The organism is Vibrio sp. V10_P2A27P122, assembly GCF_963874335.1.
GTDB lineage: Bacteria > Pseudomonadota > Gammaproteobacteria > Enterobacterales > Vibrionaceae > Vibrio > Vibrio anguillarum.
In genome coordinates, this window is the sequence record NZ_CAWNHY010000299.1 from 1 (window position 1) to 21,990 (window position 21,990).

Here is a 21,990-nt window from a genome sequence, read left to right on the forward strand (position 1 = left end):
TAAAGTGAGTGGTAAGTGTGTCGGAGAGATACTAAGTGATATGTGATAAGAAGGATGCAGCAATAGTAAAAAGGTCAACCAGTAATAAAACGGGTTGACCTTTAGACAAGAGTTAGTGGCTCATGTAACGACGTCGAATCAATAAGGCTGCCAGCATTGACAATAAAGTCATTCCACCAGTGCTACCGCCGCCTGAACCTCCTGAAACTGGGGGTAAGGTAAAGGAGTAAGGCTTTTCATATTTCAAATTTTTGATATAAGCCGCATCATTGCCAGTTGCTGTATTTGATGTCTTTACGTATTCAAAGCGTATATCGTTGACTTCATCATTCAAATATAACGTTCTGTTGCCACTACGTTCACCATCTTCGATTATGTAAGTGCTACCGTTCACTTTCACAATTAAGGAATCATAAAGAAAAGTAGAGGAGACTTGGAAATCAAAACTTACTTTTCCTTTAGGGACGTTTTCAAGAAACAAAACCGATCTCGCTTTATCGTTCATAACGGCAGAACGTAGCCAACCACCTTCTTCTAGCCAAGGGTTTACATTCACACTAATACTGCTATTGGGTATGGTAATTAACCCCTCTAGTGATTTTGCAGCAGGTTGTAGAACCGTATTGAGCTTTAGTGATGAGGTGACGGTTCCTAAATTTAGTGGGCTGTTAGTGTCAATCTCTAAGCGCACATCAGCAGGTGTCATTGAATCAATGGTATAAGAAACATCAACATAACATTGGCTACTCGGAGCCAAGCCTTGTGAACAGTTTTCGGCTGTGATATTTGCAGAAGCTGGAGACAGTGTGACGTTGTTTGCGGTAATAATCTCATCAGAGCCGTTTACAAAATTAAAGCGATGGGTATGAAGCCCATATTTAATCTCGTTTTTGTGTTGAGATTGTCGGAAAGAAACCTTTGATGTTCTTTGAGTCAGCCAATCATTAAAATGGTCGACTTTGGCATAAACGCCAGCCGCGTCTTGTAAGCCGCAACCACGCCCCCAACTAACGACACCATATTGAATAAAATTACCGCCGTCATTGATAAAAACAGGGCCACCGCTATCACCTTGACAGGTATCTTGCGGGTAACTGGTTGCACAAAAAGCGTCATTTCTTATACGAGGGTAGTTACTACCACCTAAAGCTTGACACGTTGCAGTATCCATTAACGATATTTCTGCTTTACGTAATACTTGAGAAGGATTGCTCGATTTATTCAACACTTGATTGTAACTCGTTGTACCAAAGCCAATGGTCTCTAGAACCGTGCCAGCGGCTAGCGTATCAAGTGCACCAGTATTAGGTCGAGTGACTGCTTGTATTGGTAATGACGTTTCTAATTCAAGGATCGCGATGTCGTTGAATCTTTCGTTATAGTCAGCATGAGTTTCATCATCATAAGCTTCATGATAATAGATTTGTTTGACTTTCACCCGACGACCGGCATTAGTACGTAAGTCATACGCTCCAACCGTCACTTCAATATCCTCTGCATTGAGCGGATTTTTTCCTGTTACGCAGTGAGCAGCGGTAAGTACATACTTATCACCCAAGTAGCTGCCACCACAAAAAGAGCTTTGAAGAGTTGAATAGTGTAAGGCAACCATAAAGGGAAAGTTACCCGCGTCAGCAGGGGTTCCATTGATGATTCTAGTTGATATTCCAGATTCCGTTCCAGAAGCACTGAACTCAAAAGATGTAAACAGAAGCGCTCCTAGCGCGACTGAAAAAAGGGGTTTGTTCATTAGTACCTCGGATTAGTTTTTCCAGCACCTCTTGGGTGTGGGAACGGTACCATATAGGGGCTAATGAATCTCGTCAATCAATGATAATTATCATATCGACAATATATATTAATCAGATAAGGCAAGTTAATGTATTTCAGTAGTTTACAAAATGAACCAATTGGTCATTTTGTATCCATTTTTTTCTTTCGATTACGATAGTTCTAGGCTACTCCTTTTGAGGTGTATTGATGTTCGGCGTTTTTTATATGGCTTGTCTGGCCTAAAATAATAAATAAGCAACTGCATTTACATCATTAGTGCTAACTCACGGCTTGTGATTAAGTTTTGCTCTATGCTGTGCCATTAATGGTAAATCATTTGAATGAGTTGGAGTCTATATGACACAGGTGAAGTCTCAAGAGCTACGAGAAAAGGCAGTGCTTCGAGAACCGCCAGTGGCTCGATATGATGCGATTGATTGGTCGTTTAACCTGACGACTTCCGAGTTTATTTGTGATCTGAAAGCGGCGAATGCGTTATTTCATTCCAGTGTTTCGATAGCCAATATCCAAGAACTCTTGCGTTATATGACGCCGAGCAAAGCTGCAGAGATGAAGCGCTGCTTCAAGTATGTGATTGAAAGTGGCAAAAGCCATGCTTTAAATTGCAACCTTGTTATTTCGGATCAGGCGTTAACTTATGTGGAAATTTTTATCGAGCGTACTTCTCTCACGCAGTTGCAAGGTACGATTCGACCGCTGCTCAAACTTGAGTCATTGCAAGAGGTGGCCAAGCTTTTTGAAGGAGTGTTTGATAATACACATCATGGTTTGATCCTAACCGACGATCAAACGCGGGTTTTGGCTTGTAACCACTATTTTGAGCAGCATTCAGGTTTCAAACAAAATGAGCTACTTGGGTTAAAAGCCAACCTATTTAATGCAGGCAAGCATTCCAAAGAATTTTACCAATCGATGTGGCATGACATTAACACCAAAGATCATTGGAGCGGTGTCATTCTCAATCGTCGGGCATCTGGGCTGGTTGCACCACAAGAATTAACTATTCAAAAAATCATACTGCAAGATGGCCGAGTGTTCTTTGTAGGGATGACGCTTGATTTAGCCGATAATCTTCACCGCGTAGCCGATACGGCACTTGGGGATATCGATCTTTTGACGCAACTGCCTACCGAACAAAAGTTTAAAGCCTTGCTCGAAACATATTGCATGGAGTACCCCAAAGGCCAAACACAAATTGTTTTGGCTTTTCAACCTGCGTTTGAATCAGATCGACACCATGTAGAAACTTTAATGCTTTCCAGTTTTTTGGCGCGCTGTAAAGAAGCTAAGTTGGTGGGCTATGTGGGAAAAGATATTTATTTAGTGAGTTTGAGTTGTTCAGAGTGCCAAAAAAACACAGATTTTCGGCTCATCCAGCATGCGATCCGCCTCTTTATGAAAGAATTAAAGAACGAATCCAGCTCACATACCGCGATTATTAATGGCCGAATTGGTGTGTCTGTTTTAGGGTTCGATGCAAAAACGCCAGCTCGAATGGTGACGCATGCGATGCAAGCGATGCTTGAACAACATGCAGGGGAAGCGCGTAACATCAGTTTCTATCACAGTGAAATACATCAACAAGTGAAACGTAGAAAAAACTTGGAAGACAGAGTCGCTAAAGCAATTGCGCAGAAGGACTTGGAGATACACTACCAACCGATTGTCGATACTAAAACATGGAACATTGCGAAATTCGAAGCGTTATGCCGTTTTAAGCCTGTGCCCGATTTACCTTTTACCACGCAAGAAATGATTGGTATCGCGGAAGATCTGGATTTGATTGCCGAGCTTGATCGTTGTGTCAGTATCTTGTCTTTGCAAGATTTACCAAAGATAAAAACCTTGTTTGGCCAAGGTGTTGGGGTAACGATCAACCGCTCTTTCAATACCAAAATGGATGCGACGCAGATTTTAACCAATACCATGGAGATCATTGATCGCTACACGGATACGCCTCAATCAGTCACCATTGAGCTAACCGAAAGCGCCTATTTTGATAGTCAATCTCATCAGGTTGATGCCCTCAATGCTCTTCGATCGCGCGGCGTAACGGTTGCGATTGATGATTTTGGTACGGGTTATTCCTCTTTTACCTACCTCAGTGATTGCAATTTTGATTATTTAAAAATAGATCGCGAGTTTGTCACAGACATTCAGGTCAACAGCAATAAGTACAGTATTGTTAAAATGATCACTGAGCTGTCGCACACACTCGGCGTGAAAGTGGTTGCTGAAGGGGTGGAAACAGAGCATGAGGTTTGGGTGCTTAAATCATTGGGTATTGACTACATACAAGGCTATATTTTTTCAAAACCACTACCGCTTAAGGAACTGGTTCGGGCTAAGGAGTATCGTAACCGTTTTGCGTATTCAGGCGCTAAAGTGGAACAAGAGCGAAAACCCAACTGTTTGCTCAATCTGTTCAAAGAGGGGAAACCACATCTGGATCCCAGTGAGCCAATCTCTCTTGCTTATCAGTATATTAAAGCGACTAAAGTTGATGTGCTGCCAGTCGTCAATCAAGGAGAGTGTGTCGGCATTGTCGATGTAGCCTCACTCAATTTATATCTGACGCCAAACATGGGGACCGATCTTGAAACCACGCGTGAAGCGGCCGTATGGCGTAAGCCCGTGAATCAGATCATGAAATTTCATTTCACTCAGCTTGACGCGTACACCGAGCTGAATCAAGTGGTGAATTTGATCGAAAAAGGACATGCGTTTCCATGGGTACTGGTCGATAACACTCGTTACAAAGGCTTATTGACTCAAGCGGACGTGCTGAGGTATTTGGCCGAAAGTCAGTAACCTTCTCTGGGCATTCGCGCTTACTCTTTGCTATTATCGCGCCCAGATGTTTCCAGATGATGTTTCGATTATGATTCAAACCTTACTTTCTGTTTTTTCACCCATGCTGCTCGGTGCGCAAATCTTACTGACGTTAGTGCTGGTCAAAGGGGATATTTGTCCTGGACAACGTGGCCGTATTCATCGCGTATTGCCAGCTATTGGTGTGCTTTGGTTGGCAGTGGCTTCACTAAAAATTGAAGCCTTTTTGGTCGTCTTTTCCATCTTCTATTTCTATTCACAAGTTCAAACCAAGAAAACTCGAGATGAAGGCCCGTTATGGGCACTGTATTTGGCGAATGGCCTTGCCTTGGCTTATGTCGCGATTCAGATATCAGAGCAGGGTCATTGGTCAGCTTCTATTGCCATGTTGCTGTTGGTTGGTTTGTTGGGCGCGAGTTTCTCGCACCTTCTACTAACGATAGCGCGCTCGCGTTTACAAGCTTTCCATCGAGTTCTACCCGTTGTGGGCATTCTCTGCTCGATGGGGATCGCTTTATGCGTTGTGCCGCACGCGTACGGGTTAGATGATGAAACGTTGGCTCAAGCAACATTGCCGTTACTAACGACATTCGGTTTCATGATTGCAGGTATTATCGTGTGGTGCTGGCATATCCTGTTTGCCAAAAGCGCTGAGAAAATTCAATTAACGGCAGCCTTGTTATTGATGCTGGCAGCCAGTATTTGTTTTCAAGGTTTGTTTAATCTCTAGACCTGGGTCACTCTTTAGTGCGAATTTTACCGCTAGTCTTTAGTGGTCTCTTTGCTATAGGAGTGAGCCATGGATTTGAGTAACGTCAGCCGTTTTGATAGCAATATATTACTTGGCATCGTCAATGAGAAGCTACGCTTAGAGTGTGACAGCTTCGAAGAGCTTGCCAGTATGTATGAAATGGATAGAGAAAATGTAGTCGGTAAGCTGGATGTTTTAGGTTACCAATACGACCCACTGACCAACCAATTTAAAGCGAACCAACGCTAGTGCTAAGCAGCGTGCAGTGACAGTTAACCAACCGCACTGTCATTCAAATAGCCATGTCGACACGACGAATAGTTTAAGCCATCTTGATCCCGTCAAGATGGCTTTTGCATTGTTGGCGCGCGGTGGCAAAAAAAGCTTGTAAATAGTGGCGATCTTTTTCGCTGTGGCGTGTTGCGGCAAATAGTCGACGCCATAAACCTTTCCCTAGTGGCTTGCTGGTGATAAGCCCCTGCCTAGAGAACTCGCTGATGGCCCAATTTGGCAGTGCTGCCACACCTAATCCAGCAGAGACCATTTGTACTAGCATCAAAGTGTTGTCGGCTTGTTTCCACTTCGCGGGTTCAACACTAGCAGGTTGTAGAAAGTGTTTCACCACATCCAAACGCTGCTTTTGTACGGGGTAAGTGAGCATCGTTTGTGAGGCGAGATCCTCTGGCTCAATCACCGATTTTCCTGCAAGTGGGTGAGTTGTAGAGGTGATAAGGCGCATTTCAAAATCAAAGAGTGGTTCGTAATGTACCTCTGAGCGAGGCAAAATATCGGAAGTGATGACCAAATCAAGTTCGCCAGCCAGCAATGCGGGTAAAGGTTCAAAGCCAAAGCCGGACGAAAAATCTAACGTCACACTTGGCCAAGCAAGCTGATATTCGCGCAGCGCTGGCATCAACCATTGAAAGCAAGAGTGGCATTCAATCGCCATGTGTAAGCGCCCATTGACATCTTCTTTCAAACTGGCCAAGTCATTTTCAGCCCTGGCCAGCTTTGGCAGGATCTCGTCAGCCAGTTTCAGTAGGATCTCTCCTTCTGAGGTAAATTTCACTGGGCGAGTTTTACGTAAAAACAGTGGCCCGCCAATGCGTGTTTCGAGATCTTTAATCTGATGTGAAAGGGCCGATTGCGTCAAATGGAGCGCGGTAGCTGTTGAGGTGAGTGAGCCGCTGTCCCTTAAAGAAACTAAAGTCTTCAGATGCTTAAGTTCAATCATTGCCATTATTTTCCTTCATCCCTTTGAGAGAACGGTGGTTGATACCATATCGTGGGTTGCATCAACACGGTGACCATTCTGCTGTTCTGAGCTAAGTTACGCTTTTAATATGGAGCTGTAAACATCTAGACGTCTATTTATCTTGATGTCAATTAAAGCTCTCTGCAATCAACATGAATTTTTTTAATAAACAAGTTGAATAATTGCACCTTGTCTGTAGGTCAGTTTAGATGGATATTCTAGCCATCCAGACATCTTTATCTCATGCGATAAAGAATCAGATACGATCAACAGCAAAAGGACTAGGGACATGACAACGACGACTCACATCTTAGGTTATCCACGTATTGGTGAAAAACGCGAACTGAAATTTGCGTTAGAAAAATATTGGCGTGGCGAAAGCGATCAAGCGCAGTTACTGCAAGTAGGGCATGACATTCGTCAGAAAAACTGGGCTGAGCAGCAACAAGCGGGTCTGAGTTTTTCAACCGTAGGCGATTTCGCTTGGTATGATCACGTACTCACAACCACATTGCTCCTTGGACACGTTCCTAAACGTCATAAAAACGGCTTTCCTGATTTAGATACACTCTTTCGCGTTGGACGCGGTCAATCACAAGCGGGTTGCGGCTGTAGCGGAAGTGCCGCTTCTGATATGACTAAATGGTTTAATACCAATTATCACTACCTTGTGCCGGAGTTCAGCCAAGACGATACGTTCGAAGTCAGCTGGCCTCAACTGTTTGAGGAAGTCAATGAAGCGTCGAAAGCAGGCCACCAAGTTAAGCCTGTACTGCTTGGCCCGCTGAGCTACCTCTACTTGGGTAAAGAGGTCGAAGAGGGATTTGATCGCCTGACCTTACTGCCTCGTTTATTGACCGCTTATCAAGCAATTTTAGCTAAGCTTGCTAAACAAGGAGTGGAATGGGTACAAATCGATGAGCCTATTTTAGCGTTAGAGCTAGAATCAAAGTGGCAAGATGCATTTAAGTTGGCTTATCAAGTGATCGCTGGCGATGTAAAACTGTTACTGACTACTTATTTTGATTCGGTGCTTGATACGCTCGATAAAATCATTGAGCTACCAGTAAATGGATTGCACATCGATCTCTCCGCTTCTGCCGATCAATTGAACGCGGTACTAGAGAAATTGCCAAAAAATTGGGTACTTTCGGCAGGTGTGGTCAATGGACGCAATGTGTGGCGCGCCGATCTTGCGACGTTATTGGCTCGTTTACAGCCAGTGAAGCAGCAACTGGGGGAGCATCTGTGGATTGCGAGTTCGTGTTCACTCTTGCATAGCCCAGTTGATTTAGATCTTGAGCAGCAGCTCAGTGATGAAGTACAAAGTTGGTTTGCATTTGCCAAACAAAAAGTGACAGAAGTTGCTTTACTTGGTAAGGCACTGGACGGTGATGACGCGGCGATTCTGGCTTGTGAAACTTATAGCCAACCGATACTTGCACGTAAAACGGCAACTCACGTTAATAAACCGCATGTACAGGCGAGAGTCAACAGCATAACGGCAGCACTCTCTGAGCGCAGTGCACCTTATTCAGAGCGCGCTCATCACCAAGCTGAAGTGTTAGGGTTGCCATTCTTGCCAACGACAACCATAGGCTCATTCCCTCAAACGAGTGAGATCCGTCATCAGCGCAGTGCTTACCGCCAAGGTAAACTGGCACACGCTGATTATATCAATGCATTGAAAGGGCACATTGCCGATGCAGTAAAACGTCAAGAGGCACTTGATCTCGATGTGTTAGTGCACGGTGAAGCTGAGCGTAACGACATGGTGGAGTACTTTGCCGAAAACTTAGCCGGTTTCCAGACTACACAATTTGGCTGGGTGCAAAGTTACGGCTCACGCTGCGTAAAACCGGCTATCGTGGTGGCCGATATTGAACGTGAAAAACCGATTACGGTGGAGTGGTCTACTTATGCTCAATCATTGACTGCGAAGCAAATGAAAGGAATGTTGACTGGGCCTGTAACGATTTTATGCTGGACGTTTCCTCGTGAAGATATTTCTCGTCAAACCATCACACAGCAATTGGCTTTCGCTTTGCGTGATGAAGTGGCAGACCTGCAGCAAGCGGGCATTAACATCATCCAAATTGATGAACCTGCGATTCGTGAAGGATTGCCATTGAAGAAGCGTGACCATCAAGCATATCTGGCGTGGGCAGTTGAGGCATTTAAAATTGCGGCGGCGAGTGCGAAACCCGAAACGCAGATCCACACTCACATGTGTTACAGCGAATTTAATGAAATCATTGACTCAGTAGCGGCACTGGATGCCGATGTGATTACGATTGAAACTTCTCGCTCGAATATGGAACTGCTCAAAGCGTTTGAAGAGTTTAACTACCCGAATGAAATTGGCCCAGGTGTGTACGATATACACTCGCCAAACATTCCCTCTCAAGAGTGGATTGAAGGTTTGTTGCGTAAAGCGGCGGAAAAAATTCCAGCAGAGAGATTATGGGTTAACCCTGATTGCGGCTTAAAAACGCGCAATTGGAATGAAGTGGAGGCAGCACTGACCAACTTAGTGTCAGCAGCTAAAGCGCTGCGCAAAGAGCTTAAACCCCAGCAAAGTTAAGCCACATTAATCTTGACAGAGGCCTCAAATGAAGCCTCTGTTTTTTACGAATAAAGTGGTGGTCATCACTAATAAGGGGAGGACTATTGTGCCGAACAAGTTGCTTTACTAATGAATTGGTCCACAACAAGTTGGCCCCGCGTATTGCGCATTTTAATTCGATAAGTCAAGCCGAGGTCGAGGTTAGCGCGTGTGGTTGAATCCGAGCAGTAGGTATTGATGCTGGTTTTCAACACTTGATCAATCGGCTTTGCTCCTTTTTGACCCTCATTGTAAATCATCATAATTTCCACCGTACTGCCTTTAGCACTGGCACGCATCACGGACAAAGGCCCAAATTCTAAGGGTAACTCAGCGCTAATCACATTCGCGCGATTACTGGCTACGGCTTCCAAATATTTTTGCTGATCACCATTCGAGCTACAACCCACCAGTACCAGCGTTGTAAACAGAGCACAGAGAATGACTTTCATCTTAAAACACTTTCTTGAAGGGTTTAACGATAACATGTTGATACACACCGGCAGCAACATAAGGATCGGCATCCGCCCATGCTTGAGCTTGTCTTAAAGAATCAAACTCAGCGATGACTGTTGACCCCGTAAACCCAGCTTCTGCTGGATTCTCCGAATCAATTGCTGGCATTGGCCCTGCGGTTAATAGACGACCTTCATCTTGCAAGGTTTGTAAGCGCTCTAAATGTTGTGGCCGGACACTCATGCGTTTTTCCAACGAGTTTTCTACGTCTTGAGAGAAAATAACGTACCACATATTGATATCCTTATTGTTTGATAATGAAGTCGAGGCCTTACTGTACTGAAACTGGCGCGCATTGAAAGCAACCAAACTGAATTTCTGTGATCAGTTGCTAGGCTTAATCGGTCGAGGGCGGCCATCGGTATCAATGGCGACATAATTGAAGGTTGCTTCACATACTTGGAAACGATCTCCCACGCTGTCGTATTTGATGGGTTTTACCCATACTTCAAGATTGACTGACATTGAAGTGCGGCCAATTTTGGTGCATTCACCATAACAACACACCACATCACCTACCTTGACGGGTTTTTTAAACGTAATGCTAGAAACAGACACAGTGACAACGCGGCCAAATGAGATCTCTTTGGCTAAAATTGCGCCAGCCAAGTCGAGTTGAGACATGATCCAACCGCCGAAAATGTCACCGTTGGCGTTAGTATCTGCTGGCATGGCTAAGGTGCGTAGCAATAATTGGCCTCTTGGGGCACTATTTTCCTGATTCATTTTTCGACATCCACAACAACAAAACAGCGACCAAAGTGGTCGCTGAAAAATAGGGACGGATTATACCAAAGACAGCCTGTTTTGCACTCAAAGAGTCCTCTGAATGAATCCTAGCGAGAAGGTTAGTGCAATCAGTGCTCGTGCGAGGAGGGTTTGCTCTCGGAAACTTGCTTCTCTTTTGGCAGGTGTTTGTAGATAAAAACGCCCGTTAATAAGGTATAAACAAAAGTTGCGGCTAATAAGCCAAATACTTTGAAGTTGACCCAAACATCCAATGGTAGTTGATATGCAATGTAGATGTTTAGTACAGCGCAAACGCTGAAAAAGAAAACCCACGCCCAGTTGATTTTTGCCCATACGTGTTCAGGTAAGGTTAGCTCTTTGCCAAGCATTCCTTTAATGGCTGATTTGCCCATGATGTGGCTGATGGTCAAGCCCAAGGCAAAAACAACGTAAACAATGGTGACTTTCCATTTAATGAAATTGTCATCGTGAAAGAAAATCGTCATACCACCGAAGATAGTCACCATCAAAAACGTGATGATCTGCATTTTTTCAACTTTCTTATACAGTGCGTAGGTCAGGGCAATCTGTACCGCACTGGCCACGATAAGTGCCCCTGTGGCGACATAGATGTCGTACATCTTGAAAAGGGCAAAAAAGATGATAAGTGGTATAAAATCAATAAGTTGCTTCATTCGTATTTATGCTTCCGATTTAAACGTTGCGCACAGTCTAACCAAAACCGTGTCAGAGCTAAATAGAAAGAGACAATTCGAAACAAATTAACTAGAAATGGATCAGCGTTCCCAGCCGCTGGTTTCAAGTTGTGGTATTGCTCGTTTCATATCTTCTAAATAGCCTTCACTTTTTAAATTGGCGACGGCTATCTGCAATTCTTCATCTGTCATTGAAAAACAGGAATCTTTGCCAGTAATTAAGCCTAGATATTGGTGGTATTCAAATTCACTGAAATGGCCAATCCGATCGATAACCAATTCTCGGATCCCGTGGTGAATCAAACCATAATAAGTATCACGATGAATATCCATTACTCATACTCCAAGTCGATTCGTGCTAACGCCAAAAGTTTGCCGCTGCTATGTGGCACGAAAGAGGTGTCGTTTATTATAGCAATCGCAATGCCAACTTTATCGTCAGTCATAGGGCGCTTTAATGATTAACTTTAGTATGAGAACTGTTTCTTTTTGCAAATTGCGATGCAAAAAGAAAGCCGCATAGGATGCGGCTTGTATTGGATCAATGATGCTCTGTGATGAGTTAAGCTTTTTGCTGCTCCAATGAGGCCTCAGTGGCTTCTTCTTCAATCAAAGCATCAACAATAACGGCACACGCGGCATCCCCTGTGATGTTGAGCGCGGTACGGATCATGTCGAAGATACGGTCTAGGGCGAACAGTAGTGGCAAACCTTCAATTGGAATTCCAGCCGCTAGCAAAACGGCCACTACAAGGAAAGAAGGACCAGGAACACCTGCCTGACCGACGGCGCCCAGTGTCGCTGTTACGATGATGGCAATGTAAGCGCCCATCGAGAGATCAATATTGAATAGCTGGGCGAAGAAAATCGCAACTAAACCGTAATAGATGGCGTTGCCAGACATGTTGATGGTGGCACCTAACGGCAAAACAAAGGCGGCAGTTGAGTTGCGTACGCCAAGGTCGTGTTCTACGGTATCCATAGTGACAGGGAGTGTCGCCATTGATGACGCGGTTGAAAGGGCTACGGCTTGAGGCTTTTTCATCGCAAGGATAAATTTCTTAGCTGACGTCTTGGTTAAGACCTGAATCATCAGCGGGTAAGCAATAAAGCCGAAAATTAAAATGGCCGCGACATAAACGACAAACAGCTTAAATACCACCATCAGTGCACCAAAACCAAACGTGCCGACGGCTTCAGCCATCAAACCGAATACACCGATAGGCGCGATGATCATCACTTTGTTGATCATCCACACCATGGCATCAACAATGGTGTTTACGCCATTGATGATCGGGTCACGTTTTTCTTTGCTCTGTTTAGAAATGGCAATGCCAAAGAACAAGCAAAAAACAAGGATTTGTAGAATGTTGGCATTATTTAGTGACTGGAAAACGTTGGTTGGGATCATACCCGTAATGGTTGCCCAAAAAGTAGGTAGTTCACCTTTTGCTGCATATTCGGCAGAAAACATACCTTCAACGCCCGAAATATCGACGCCGATACCCGGTTGGAAGACTTCGCCCATTACCAGTGCCAGCGTCACGGCGAGTGCGGAAGTGACTGCAAAAAAGCTGAGTGTGACAAAACCGACTTTACCCGCCGCGTGGCTATTACCAAGGCCCGCAGCACCTGAAATAAGCGCAACGGCCACCAGTGGGATCACCAGCATCTTAATTAGGTTGATAAAAATGACACCCAGTGGCGAAAAGACGGCCGCATCGTGTCCCATCATGGCACCAACGGCAGTACCAATGATCATTGCAATGACGACTTGCACGCCAATGTTGCTTAACAAACTCTTTTTGTTTAACACTTCCATAACCTCTGTGCTAATTAATTGTAAATTCCTAGTGTTACCCACTACATAAATATCAATCGGCGGATAAATGTTTCGACTAGCTTTTTACACGGATATTTTACATTTAGCAATATGGTAACAAGGTAAATTGACAAGATTATTGATAGTTCATTGACATGAAACGTGGTTTTTTCAAAAAGAAAACGTTTGCTATTTGTTTTGTCAATTCAATGAGTGGTTGATTTGTGTTTTGTGAATGAATTTGGCGAGGCGTAAATGTTAAAAAAAAGATCGATTTCTTGGTTTGATTCAGAAATCGATCGGGTTGGTTTTTGCTGTAAAGCAATTTATTTCAACGTCGCTGCTTTCATGCTGGAAACGAAATGGCTGAGAGTCGTTAACATTTCATCTGGCTGATTAAGTCGTTGTTCAATAATTTTCACCACTGCGGATCCTGATATTGCGCCAGCGGCACCGGCGGTGATGGCCTGTTTGACTTGCTCAGGTTCTGATATCCCAAACCCAAGCAATGCGGGTGGGGCATCAAATTGGTTCAGTCTTTCCAACAAGGCATGTACTGGCATATTGGCTTTTGTTTCTGCTCCTGTCACACCGGATCGAGACAGTAGATAAGTATAGCCACGGCCAAGTTTGGCGACCGCGGCTAGGGTCTCATCACTGGCGGTGGGTGGTGCGATGAAAATGGGTTGAATCCCGTATTTGTCTGCCGCCGCGACAAATTCACGGCTTTCATTAGTCGGAACATCGGCGATCAATACTGAATCTACACCCGCATTTTTACAGCGTTGGTAGAAGTTTTCGATGCCGCGTGAATAAACTAGGTTGGCATACATGAGTAGTCCGATAGGCAGGTCGGGATATTGCGCGCGAATTTTGGTGATCAACTCAAAGCAGATATCTGGAGTCGTCCCTGCATCCAGTGCACGAATATTCGCCCCTTGGATGGTTGGGCCATCAGCGAGCGGATCAGAGAAAGGGATACCGAGTTCTAATGCGTCTGCTCCTGCTTCCACTAGCGTTTGCATGATGCGCAGTGATTGCTCTGGATCTGGGTCCCCGATGGTCACAAATGGAACAAACGCACCTTGATTGTTGTCAGCTAAACGCTGAAATAGGGTTTGATAGCGATCCATTACAGCGCTCCTTTCTCTTCTAATAGTTTATGGACGGTGAAAATATCTTTATCGCCGCGACCGGATAGATTCACGACCAATAACTGCTCTTTTTCTGGCTCGGCATACGCCATCTTCACGGCGTAAGCAACCGCATGTGATGATTCCAGCGCGGGAATAATACCTTCGTTACGTGCGAGCGATTGGAAAGCATCGAGTGCTTCGTCATCGGTAATGCTTTCGTACTCAGCGCGGCCTATCGCATAAAGATGAGCGTGCTGAGGGCCAACAGAAGGGAAATCAAGCCCAGCGGACACCGAGTAAGACTCTTCTACTTGCCCGTTTTCATCTTGCATCAAAGGTGATTTCATACCGAAGAAAATACCTGTCTTGCCGTGCTTTAATGGCGCGCCATGCTGGTGGGTATGAATGCCTTTTCCTGCTGGCTCAATGCCAATCAAACGGACACTCTTTTCTTCAATAAAGTCAGCAAACATGCCAATCGCGTTCGAACCGCCGCCGACACAAGCAAGCACCGCATCTGGTAAACGACCTTCGCGAGCCAAAATTTGCAGTTTCGTTTCTTCGCCAATCATGCGTTGAAATTCACGGACTATGGTTGGAAATGGGTGAGGACCCGCTGCTGTACCTAATAAATAGTGGGTGGTTTCATAGGTGGCAGACCAGTCACGTAGCGCTTCATTGCACGCATCTTTAAGTGTTGCTGATCCTGAATGAACGGGGATCACTTCTGCGCCCATTAGCTTCATACGAAACACGTTGGGGCTTTGACGTTCAACATCTTTTGCGCCCATATAAACGCGACATTTTAGCCCCAGTAGTGCGCAGGCCAACGCCGTTGCAACACCATGTTGCCCTGCGCCTGTTTCGGCAATAATTTCATGTTTACCCATACGCTTAGCAAGCAGTGCCTGACCAAGTACTTGGTTAGTTTTGTGTGCGCCACCGTGCAATAAGTCTTCACGTTTTAAGTACAATTTGGTTTTTGTGCCTTTCGTGAGATTTCGCGTCAAAGTTAGCGCCGTTGGCCGACCTGCATACTCTTGTAGTAACGTCATGAATTCAGCACGAAATTCAGGATCTTCCTGCGCATCAATAAAAGCTTGTTCCAATTGGTCAAGCGCTGGTACTAAAATTTGTGGAACGTATTGACCACCGTATTCGCCAAAATAGGCATCGAGTTTTGCCATGATTCGTATCCTTAGTCTCTGTGTTACTACTGAGTGATTCAGTGGTAATGAATCTGTTGTTATCCCTTGCTACTTGACCTTGCGGCTGGTTGAGTTACTCGCTTTTCAAGCCAATGGGAATCGATTTAGTGTTAGTACTGCCGAATAGCGTCGAACGCTAGGGTTAGCTTGTGTAAGTCTTTTTTCCCCGGTTCGCTCTCAACACCTGAATTGAGATCGAGCCCTAAACAACCGATGTTTGCTGCTTGCTGAGCATTTTCAGGGGATAAGCCACCCGCCAACATGACATCGTTTACCTCGGTTAGTAATTGCCAGTCAAAACGTTGGCCAGTGCCGCCAGATTGCGTTCCTACTTTGGCATCGAATAAATGACGGTCAATGTGGCGCTCAAGTTTGGTCGGTACGCAGTCGCTCACGCCATAAGCTTTCCAGATTTCAATCTGGCTAGGTAAGTGAGCTCTCAATTGGTCAACATAGGCTTGATCTTCTTCGCCATGCAGTTGCACCGCAAAGAGTTTTAACGTCGTAGCAATCTGCGTAATGGCTTCAATAGTGTGATTTTGAAACACGCCCACGTAGCGCAGCGGCGCGCCGCTCATCGTCAAACGTGCATTGTCCAAGTCGACATAGCGTTTGGATTGCGGCACAAAAATTAAGCCACCAAACACGGCTCCAGCTTGATAGGCTTTGGCCGCATCGTCAGCATGAGTTAAGCCGCACACTTTGTTTTCGCCGAGCGTCACTTTGCGTACCGCTAGCTCTAAATTTTCTTCGGCCATTAACGAGCTGCCGATTAAAAATCCGTTGGCGTATTGCGAAAGTTCACGCACTTGTTGGTGAGTATAAATGCCAGACTCAGAGATGATCACGGTTCCTTCTGGGAGTAAAGGTGCCAGCTGTTTAGTGCGATTTAGATCGGTTGAGAGATCGCGCAAGTTGCGGTTATTAATGCCAATAACTTTCGCTTGCAGGGCGACAGCCCGATGCAGCTCTTCCTCATTGCTCACTTCGGTTAAAATACCCATACCCAGTTGGTGAGCCACATTGGCTAGCGTTTGATAGTGTTGATCATCAAGGACGGACAGCATCAATAAAATGGCATCTGCACTGTAATGACGAGCCAAATAAACCTGATAAACATCAACCATAAAGTCTTTGCAAATCACAGGTTGGCTTACTTGCGCGCGAACGCGTGGCAGAAATTCGAGGTTGCCTTGGAAATATTTTTCATCAGTCAAAACTGAAATGGCGTCTGCATATTGATGGTAAACCGAGGCGATATAATCCAAATCAAAATCTTGGCGAATGAGTCCTTTGGAAGGTGACGCTTTTTTACACTCCAAAATAAAAGCGGTTTTACCCGTGTTTAACGCATCATAAAACGAGCGATCCGATACGGTTAATAAGTGTTCGAAGCTGCCCAATGGTTGCTGCGTTTTACGCTGCTCGACCCATTCATATTTGTCATTGACGATTTTGGCCAATACTTCAGCCATTTGAGTATGCTGGGTTGAAATGTGGTCAGAAAGTTGCTCAGGCATGGGGCTTAACCTCTTTGTGCCAGTTGTTGGACAAGCTGATAGGCTTTGCCCGAGTTCATTACACTAATGGCCTGTTGTGTATTGGCTTTGAGATCTTCTTGGCCAAAAAGACGCAGCAGCAGCGCCACATTAACAGCGACGGCAGCCAATTGCGCTGGCGTGCCTTTCCCTATCAGCAGGTTGGTGATAATGGCGCGATTCTCCGCAGGCTCACCACCTTGAATGGCTTCGAGTGGGTAGCTTTCAACACCAAAATCTTTAGGTGTTAAGGTGTATTCGATGATGTGTCCATCACGAATTTCAGCCACTAAGGTTTCACCATGAATCGCCACTTCATCTAAACCACTGCCATGAACGACCGCTGCACGTTTCAATCCCATTTGTAACATGGTTTGGGCAATAGGCAGAACCAGTTCTTTACTGTAAACACCCATCAGTTCAATGTTGGGGCGAGCAGGGTTAATTAGCGGTCCTAATATATTGAAGATAGTGCGCGTTTTCATGGTTTGGCGCACGGGCATCGCATGACGCACGCCACCATGATATTGCGGCGCAAATAGGAAAGCGACGCCCAAATCATCGATGGCTTGGCGAGTATTTTCAGCGCTCATCGCAAGGTTAATACCAAATGAATCCAGTAGATCAGAAGAGCCTGATTTGCTCGATACTCCACGATTACCATGTTTGGCAATTTTTACGCCACAGGCAGCAGCAACAAATGCTGCGGTGGTTGAAATATTAAAAGTATTTGAGCCATCACCACCAGTGCCGACTATGTCTGCAAAATCATAGTCTGGCCTTGGAAACGGGGCCGCGTTAGCCAATAATGCTTTGGCTGCGCCAGCAATTTCATCGGGTGTTTCACCTTTGATTTTCAGTGCCGTCAATACCGCCGCCATCAAAATAGAGTCGAGTTCACCACGGATGATGACATCAAACAGTTGCTGGCTTTCTGCTTGCGAGAGCGACTGCTGCGCGTAAAGTTTATTAATGATGTTTTCCATAAAATATCCCTATAAATCCGTTAGTGGGTGCTTTTTTCTAAAGCCCAATCGATCGCATTGGCAAGCAATGCTGCGCCATGAGTAGTCATGATGGACTCTGGATGAAATTGAAAGCCGCACACTTTATCTTGCTCTTGCACCACGGACATCACGAGCCCATCAACCTCAGCCGTGATGGTTAAACTATCTGGAACCTCAGTAGCCACTAGGGAATGATAACGAGCAATGGCTAGTGGTGACGGTAGCTGTTGGTAAATACGGTGATGTTGATGTTCCATCATCGAGATTTTGCCATGGATAATTTCGCCAGCACCCGCGACGGTGCCGCCGTAAGCTTCAACAATCGCTTGGTGACCTAAACAGATGCCAATGATCGGCACTTTGCCCTTAAGGCGTTGGATTAATTGTGGCATGCATCCCGCGTCTGCGGGCGCGCCCGGTCCGGGGGAGAGTAGCAGCAGCGGTTCATCCAATTGAAAGACCGCTTGTTCAATGCTCTGTGCGGCGATGTTGTTGCGATAAACTGTCACCGTATGGCCGAGTGAGCGGAATTGATCAACAAGGTTGTAGGTAAAGGAATCAAAGTTATCGATAAAAATAATGTTGGCCATGTCTGCTACTCCTGATGCGCGGCTTGAATTGCAGAGATCACGGCTTGTGCTTTACCACGTGTCTCGTCGGCTTCCGATTGAGGGTCTGAATCATAAACGACCCCAGCGCCCGCTTGAACTTGCGCAATACCCTGTTCGACATAAGCCGAGCGGATCACAATGCAAGTATCTAAATCGCCTTCCCCGGTAAGATAGCCTACCGCGCCACCGTAACTGCCACGGCGGGCTTTTTCCACGTTACGGATAAGCTGCATGGCGCGAATCTTCGGCGCACCAGTGAGTGTGCCCATATTCATGCACGCTTGGTAAGCGTGCAGTGCATCGAGATCGCTTCGGAGTTGACCCACCACGCGAGAAACCAAATGCATAACGTGACTGTAGCGATCCACTTTCAATAAATCAGCGACGTGGCGCGTTCCTGCTTGTGCAATACGCGCGACATCGTTGCGCGCAAGGTCGACCAACATCATGTGTTCAGCGTTCTCTTTTTTGTCGCAACGTAGTTCAAGTTCAATGCGGCTATCTAAATCAAAATCAATTGAACCATCGGCGCGTTTACCACGGCGGCGAGTCCCTGCGATAGGGTAAATCTCAATCTGGTTGGTTTCGGTGGCGTATTTCAATGCGCTTTCAGGAGAAGCGCCAAACAGAGTAAAGCGTTCGTCTTGCATATAAAACATGTAAGGGCTTGGATTGCTCTCTTTCAGTTTTTTATAAGCAGCAAGTGGTGAAGGGCAAGGCAGGGTAAATCGGCGAGAAGGGACCACCTGAAAAACATCGCCTTTCACGACAAATTCTTTTAACGCTTGAACGGTCTTGCAAAACTCTTGGTCAGAAATATTCGTTGTCACGCTTACGTTAGCTACGGTTTTGGCTTGCGGTAGTAATTTGGGTGCGGCACATTGCTGCGCGATCTCTTGTAAACGAGTAATTAATGTTTCGCGCATTGTTGGCGTGGGGTTAAAAACACTGGCTTGCAACTGACAATGCTCAGTTTTATGGTCAATCACCAACAAGGTTTCTGCGATATAAAAAACGTAGTCTGGACACTGATTAGTCGTATCGGCATTTCCTAGCGGTTCGAAGTTGGCCACCAAATCGTAGGCAAATAAACCGCCTAGAAAGAGGGCATGTTTATCGTGATGACGAAGATCGAAACTGTGCTGCACGAGGCGTAGTGCATCAAAAGAAGAGGCTTCGCGTAGGCGAGAATCTTCGTCTAGCGTGTCGCATGGTGCTTGAAATTGAAGCGTTAAGGTATTTTGTTGTAACTGATGTTCAATATCCGCTTTAATATTACGCTGTAGATGTTCGATGAGCTGTTGACCATTGTCTGTCAATGCGTGAAAAGTGACAACGTGACCAAAGCAGGTGATGCGCACGGCAGCATCAACCAATAATAGACTTTTGAGATCCTGTTTTGAGTCGATCTCGGCGGATTCTAATAGCAAACAATCTGTTTTTGACTCACATAGCGTATGAAATAGACGTGTTGGATCTTGGGTATAAGGCACGGACATATTGATTACGTCAATTTGGCCTAAGTTTTTAATTTCAATGGTCTTATTCACAAGACCTCCTTGATGAATTTTAATGTTCCTGTCGTCCATACTCGCATAATCCTCTTAGAGACCCAATCATCACTTTGGGGGGTTCGCTGTTTTATTGCGCAATGTAATGTGAGCTATTCGACAAAATAAAAAGCCCGCTCATTGAGGCGGGCTTTGTGAATTCGTGTTCTATTTTAAAAGTACACGGTTGCCCACCAAGAACTTGTCCAAGTGTGCCACCAATTGAGCTCAGATGAAGCTGCGCTTAAATTGTGATTATGGTTTTGGTTAAATTCTTGTAACATGGTCAACCTCAAATACGTGCCTTGCATTTGTGTACTAGTTAACTAGTGCGAGAGTAAAAAGTCAAGCCTAAAAGATGGCCAAAATAAAATTATGAGAATTGATCTACATAGCCACACCACTTCTTCAGATGGCAGGTTATCGCCGCAAGCCTTAATCGATAGAGCGCTAAGCTTTGATATTGAGGTATTGGCGATCACTGATCACGATACGACTGATGCATTAACTATTGCTCATGACTATATTAATCAGCAACAATTACCCATCACCTTGATCGATGGCATCGAGATTTCCACGGTTTGGCAAAATAAAGATATTCATATTGTTGGGCTCAACATCGACTCAAACGCTCAAGCTCTGCAGCAGTTAATTGAGCAGCAAAAGGCACATCGTGTGCAGCGCGCACAATTGATTGCACAACGATTGCAAAAAGTGACACGTGAAGGGGTGTTAGAAGAGGTGCAAGCCATCGCCGGAGAGGCACCGATTACTCGTGCGCATTTCGCAAAATGGCTGGTTGAACAGGGTTTTGCGAAGAACATGCAGCAGGTGTTCAAAAAGTTTCTCACCCGCGATAATCCCGGGTATGTACCACCAAGTTGGTGCTCGATGACCGATGCCGTTGAAGCAATACACGCCGCTGGTGGCCAAGCGGTATTAGCGCATCCTGGACGATATGACTTGACGACCAAGTGGCTCAAGCGCTTAATAACGGCGTTTGTAGAAGCGGGTGGTGACGCTATGGAAGTGGCACAGCCACAACAAGCGCCACAAGAAAGACGTAATTTGGCTGATTATGCCATACAATACAATCTATTAGCTTCTCAAGGCAGTGACTTTCATTACCCCTCACCTTGGATGGAACTGGGGCGAAATCTTTGGTTGCCTTCTGGCGTCGATCCTGTCTGGAAAGATTGGGGTTTAAGCCCCGTAGATAGACTCAATAATGAGGAATTACAATGAGCCAGTTTTTTTACGTTCATCCAGAAAACCCGCAGACTCGCTTGATTACTCAAGCGGTTGCTATTATCCGCAATGGCGGAGTTGTTGTGTACCCAACGGATTCTGGTTATGCACTAGGCTGCCAACTAGAAAATAAACAAGCATTAGAGCGTATTTGCCAAATTCGCCGCCTTGATGATAAGCATAATTTTACCTTGCTGTGCCGTGATTTGTCAGAGCTCTCTTTTTATGCGCGTGTGGATAATACCGCTTTTCGCTTGCTAAAGAATAATACACCTGGCCCTTATACGTTTATTTTCAAAGGGACCAAAGAAGTGCCACGTCGGTTGATGAATGCGAAGCGTAAGACGATTGGTATCCGCGTGCCTAATAACCGTATTGCACTTGATTTACTTGAAGCGTTAGGTGAACCACTAATGTCCACTTCACTTATTTTGCCCGGCAACACCCATACAGAATCGGATCCAGAAGAGATTCGGGATCGCCTTGAGCACGCCGTGGATGTCATTTTAAACGGGGGTTATTTAGGTGAACAGCCGACGACAGTGATTGATTTCAGTGAAGATGATATGGTGGTTGCTCGCGTGGGAGCGGGCGATCCAACACCTTTTGAATAGCTTTTGAGTAGGCCATCAAAACGAGTGCTTTTTGGCGTAGAATTTGAGATACTATGCG

Annotated in this window: 21 protein-coding genes and 1 other annotated feature; of the genes, 6 read left to right on the forward strand and 15 right to left on the reverse strand. The window is 45.3% G+C overall.

Features of this window, described 5'->3' with window-relative positions; translation table 11 throughout:
- Window positions 1-112 precede the first annotated feature (112 nt).
- Window positions 113-1,750, reverse strand: coding sequence for a S1 family peptidase (locus AACQ17_RS16395; protein ID WP_240507718.1), 1,638 nt, complete (start codon window positions 1,748-1,750; stop codon window positions 113-115).
- A 380-nt stretch (window positions 1,751-2,130) separates the two neighbouring features.
- Here AACQ17_RS16395 and AACQ17_RS16400 point away from each other — a divergent pair, with 380 nt between their 5' ends.
- From AACQ17_RS16400 to AACQ17_RS16410, 3 genes are all read left to right on the forward strand, one after another.
- Window positions 2,131-4,605: a sensor domain-containing phosphodiesterase gene (locus tag AACQ17_RS16400; protein ID WP_094147099.1), complete on the forward strand. Its 2,475-nt coding sequence runs from the start codon at window positions 2,131-2,133 to the stop codon at window positions 4,603-4,605.
- A 70-nt stretch (window positions 4,606-4,675) separates the two neighbouring features.
- Window positions 4,676-5,356, forward strand: a complete 681-nt coding sequence (locus AACQ17_RS16405) for a hypothetical protein (RefSeq protein WP_017047761.1) — start codon at window positions 4,676-4,678, stop codon at window positions 5,354-5,356.
- 69 nt (window positions 5,357-5,425) lie between these two features.
- Complete coding sequence (locus tag AACQ17_RS16410) at window positions 5,426-5,626, forward strand: DUF4250 domain-containing protein (protein WP_010316942.1); 201 nt, start codon at window positions 5,426-5,428, stop codon at window positions 5,624-5,626.
- Window positions 5,627-5,699: 73 nt separating this feature from the next.
- Here AACQ17_RS16410 and metR read toward each other — a convergent pair whose 3' ends face one another.
- Window positions 5,700-6,611, reverse strand: a complete 912-nt coding sequence (gene metR, locus AACQ17_RS16415) for an HTH-type transcriptional regulator MetR (RefSeq protein WP_038148387.1) — start codon at window positions 6,609-6,611, stop codon at window positions 5,700-5,702.
- Window positions 6,612-6,921: 310 nt separating this feature from the next.
- Here metR and metE point away from each other — a divergent pair, with 310 nt between their 5' ends.
- Complete coding sequence (gene metE, locus AACQ17_RS16420) at window positions 6,922-9,216, forward strand: 5-methyltetrahydropteroyltriglutamate--homocysteine S-methyltransferase (protein WP_094147496.1); 2,295 nt, start codon at window positions 6,922-6,924, stop codon at window positions 9,214-9,216.
- A gap of 83 nt (window positions 9,217-9,299) precedes the next feature.
- On the opposite strand, the gene AACQ17_RS16425 is transcribed toward metE, so the two are convergent.
- The 13 genes from AACQ17_RS16425 to AACQ17_RS16485 all read right to left on the reverse strand — a co-directional run bounded on the left by AACQ17_RS16425 (window position 9,300) and on the right by AACQ17_RS16485 (window position 20,381).
- The gene (locus AACQ17_RS16425; RefSeq protein WP_017047758.1) at window positions 9,300-9,689 is read right to left on the reverse strand and encodes a GspS/AspS pilotin family protein; all 390 of its coding nucleotides are present in this window, start codon (window positions 9,687-9,689) and stop codon (window positions 9,300-9,302) included.
- A 1-nt stretch (window position 9,690) separates the two neighbouring features.
- Window positions 9,691-9,987 carry a YciI family protein gene (locus AACQ17_RS16430; RefSeq protein ID WP_013857153.1) on the reverse strand — a complete coding sequence of 99 codons (297 nt, stop codon included), beginning with the start codon at window positions 9,985-9,987 and terminating at the stop codon, window positions 9,691-9,693.
- A 90-nt stretch (window positions 9,988-10,077) separates the two neighbouring features.
- Window positions 10,078-10,479: an acyl-CoA thioester hydrolase YciA gene (gene yciA / locus AACQ17_RS16435; protein WP_013857152.1), complete on the reverse strand. Its 402-nt coding sequence runs from the start codon at window positions 10,477-10,479 to the stop codon at window positions 10,078-10,080.
- Between the two features lie 131 nt (window positions 10,480-10,610).
- Entirely contained in the window at window positions 10,611-11,177 is a 567-nt protein-coding gene (locus AACQ17_RS16440) for a septation protein A (protein WP_017042013.1), read from the reverse strand.
- A gap of 102 nt (window positions 11,178-11,279) precedes the next feature.
- Complete coding sequence (locus AACQ17_RS16445) at window positions 11,280-11,531, reverse strand: hypothetical protein (RefSeq protein WP_017044617.1); 252 nt, start codon at window positions 11,529-11,531, stop codon at window positions 11,280-11,282.
- 229 nt (window positions 11,532-11,760) lie between these two features.
- Window positions 11,761-13,020, reverse strand: coding sequence for a dicarboxylate/amino acid:cation symporter (locus tag AACQ17_RS16450; protein ID WP_094147497.1), 1,260 nt, complete (start codon window positions 13,018-13,020; stop codon window positions 11,761-11,763).
- Window positions 13,021-13,346: 326 nt separating this feature from the next.
- A complete protein-coding gene (trpA, locus tag AACQ17_RS16455) occupies window positions 13,347-14,153 on the reverse strand; it encodes a tryptophan synthase subunit alpha (protein WP_017047754.1) in 807 nt (268 codons plus the stop codon).
- Window positions 14,153-15,343: a tryptophan synthase subunit beta gene (gene trpB / locus AACQ17_RS16460; protein WP_094147834.1), complete on the reverse strand. Its 1,191-nt coding sequence runs from the start codon at window positions 15,341-15,343 to the stop codon at window positions 14,153-14,155. The genes trpA and trpB overlap by 1 nt, the downstream gene beginning before the upstream one ends.
- A gap of 131 nt (window positions 15,344-15,474) precedes the next feature.
- The gene (gene trpCF, locus AACQ17_RS16465; protein WP_094147833.1) at window positions 15,475-16,884 is read right to left on the reverse strand and encodes a bifunctional indole-3-glycerol-phosphate synthase TrpC/phosphoribosylanthranilate isomerase TrpF; all 1,410 of its coding nucleotides are present in this window, start codon (window positions 16,882-16,884) and stop codon (window positions 15,475-15,477) included.
- Window positions 16,885-16,889: 5 nt separating this feature from the next.
- Window positions 16,890-17,888 (reverse strand): anthranilate phosphoribosyltransferase, encoded by a 999-nt coding sequence (gene trpD, locus AACQ17_RS16470; protein ID WP_094147832.1) that lies wholly within the window; start codon window positions 17,886-17,888, stop codon window positions 16,890-16,892.
- Between the two features lie 20 nt (window positions 17,889-17,908).
- The gene (locus tag AACQ17_RS16475) at window positions 17,909-18,499 is read right to left on the reverse strand and encodes an aminodeoxychorismate/anthranilate synthase component II (RefSeq protein ID WP_013857142.1); all 591 of its coding nucleotides are present in this window, start codon (window positions 18,497-18,499) and stop codon (window positions 17,909-17,911) included.
- A 5-nt stretch (window positions 18,500-18,504) separates the two neighbouring features.
- Window positions 18,505-20,070 (reverse strand): anthranilate synthase component 1, encoded by a 1,566-nt coding sequence (locus tag AACQ17_RS16480; protein WP_088721136.1) that lies wholly within the window; start codon window positions 20,068-20,070, stop codon window positions 18,505-18,507.
- A 124-nt stretch (window positions 20,071-20,194) separates the two neighbouring features.
- Window positions 20,195-20,297 (reverse strand) — a sequence feature (Trp leader region).
- Window positions 20,244-20,381 (reverse strand): hypothetical protein, encoded by a 138-nt coding sequence (locus AACQ17_RS16485; RefSeq protein ID WP_010318233.1) that lies wholly within the window; start codon window positions 20,379-20,381, stop codon window positions 20,244-20,246. Its footprint overlaps the feature before it by 54 nt.
- Before the next feature lie 64 nt (window positions 20,382-20,445).
- Here AACQ17_RS16485 and rnm point away from each other — a divergent pair, with 64 nt between their 5' ends.
- Both rnm and AACQ17_RS16495 read left to right on the forward strand, forming a co-directional pair.
- Window positions 20,446-21,315: an RNase RNM gene (gene rnm, locus AACQ17_RS16490; RefSeq protein WP_017042022.1), complete on the forward strand. Its 870-nt coding sequence runs from the start codon at window positions 20,446-20,448 to the stop codon at window positions 21,313-21,315.
- Entirely contained in the window at window positions 21,312-21,932 is a 621-nt protein-coding gene (locus AACQ17_RS16495; protein WP_094124084.1) for an L-threonylcarbamoyladenylate synthase, read from the forward strand. Before rnm ends, AACQ17_RS16495 begins: the two co-directional genes overlap by 4 nt.
- Window positions 21,933-21,990 lie beyond the last annotated feature (58 nt).

Bases quoted from the DNA above. Each gene is read 5' to 3' on its own strand.
- AACQ17_RS16395 (WP_240507718.1), bottom strand. From the start codon at position 1,750: ATGAACAAACCCCTTTTTTCAGTCGCGCTAGGAGCGCTTCTGTTTACA.
- AACQ17_RS16400 (WP_094147099.1), top strand. From the start codon at position 2,131: ATGACACAGGTGAAGTCTCAAGAGCTACGAGAAAAGGCAGTGCTTCGA.
- AACQ17_RS16405 (WP_017047761.1), top strand. From the start codon at position 4,676: ATGATTCAAACCTTACTTTCTGTTTTTTCACCCATGCTGCTCGGTGCG.
- AACQ17_RS16410 (WP_010316942.1), top strand. From the start codon at position 5,426: ATGGATTTGAGTAACGTCAGCCGTTTTGATAGCAATATATTACTTGGC.
- metR (WP_038148387.1), bottom strand. From the start codon at position 6,611: ATGATTGAACTTAAGCATCTGAAGACTTTAGTTTCTTTAAGGGACAGC.
- metE (WP_094147496.1), top strand. From the start codon at position 6,922: ATGACAACGACGACTCACATCTTAGGTTATCCACGTATTGGTGAAAAA.
- AACQ17_RS16425 (WP_017047758.1), bottom strand. From the start codon at position 9,689: ATGAAAGTCATTCTCTGTGCTCTGTTTACAACGCTGGTACTGGTGGGT.
- AACQ17_RS16430 (WP_013857153.1), bottom strand. From the start codon at position 9,987: ATGTGGTACGTTATTTTCTCTCAAGACGTAGAAAACTCGTTGGAAAAA.
- yciA (WP_013857152.1), bottom strand. From the start codon at position 10,479: ATGAATCAGGAAAATAGTGCCCCAAGAGGCCAATTATTGCTACGCACC.
- AACQ17_RS16440 (WP_017042013.1), bottom strand. From the start codon at position 11,177: ATGAAGCAACTTATTGATTTTATACCACTTATCATCTTTTTTGCCCTT.
- AACQ17_RS16445 (WP_017044617.1), bottom strand. From the start codon at position 11,531: ATGGATATTCATCGTGATACTTATTATGGTTTGATTCACCACGGGATC.
- AACQ17_RS16450 (WP_094147497.1), bottom strand. From the start codon at position 13,020: ATGGAAGTGTTAAACAAAAAGAGTTTGTTAAGCAACATTGGCGTGCAA.
- trpA (WP_017047754.1), bottom strand. From the start codon at position 14,153: ATGGATCGCTATCAAACCCTATTTCAGCGTTTAGCTGACAACAATCAA.
- trpB (WP_094147834.1), bottom strand. From the start codon at position 15,343: ATGGCAAAACTCGATGCCTATTTTGGCGAATACGGTGGTCAATACGTT.
- trpCF (WP_094147833.1), bottom strand. From the start codon at position 16,884: ATGCCTGAGCAACTTTCTGACCACATTTCAACCCAGCATACTCAAATG.
- trpD (WP_094147832.1), bottom strand. From the start codon at position 17,888: ATGGAAAACATCATTAATAAACTTTACGCGCAGCAGTCGCTCTCGCAA.
- AACQ17_RS16475 (WP_013857142.1), bottom strand. From the start codon at position 18,499: ATGGCCAACATTATTTTTATCGATAACTTTGATTCCTTTACCTACAAC.
- AACQ17_RS16485 (WP_010318233.1), bottom strand. From the start codon at position 20,381: ATGCAAGGCACGTATTTGAGGTTGACCATGTTACAAGAATTTAACCAA.
- rnm (WP_017042022.1), top strand. From the start codon at position 20,446: ATGAGAATTGATCTACATAGCCACACCACTTCTTCAGATGGCAGGTTA.
- AACQ17_RS16495 (WP_094124084.1), top strand. From the start codon at position 21,312: ATGAGCCAGTTTTTTTACGTTCATCCAGAAAACCCGCAGACTCGCTTG.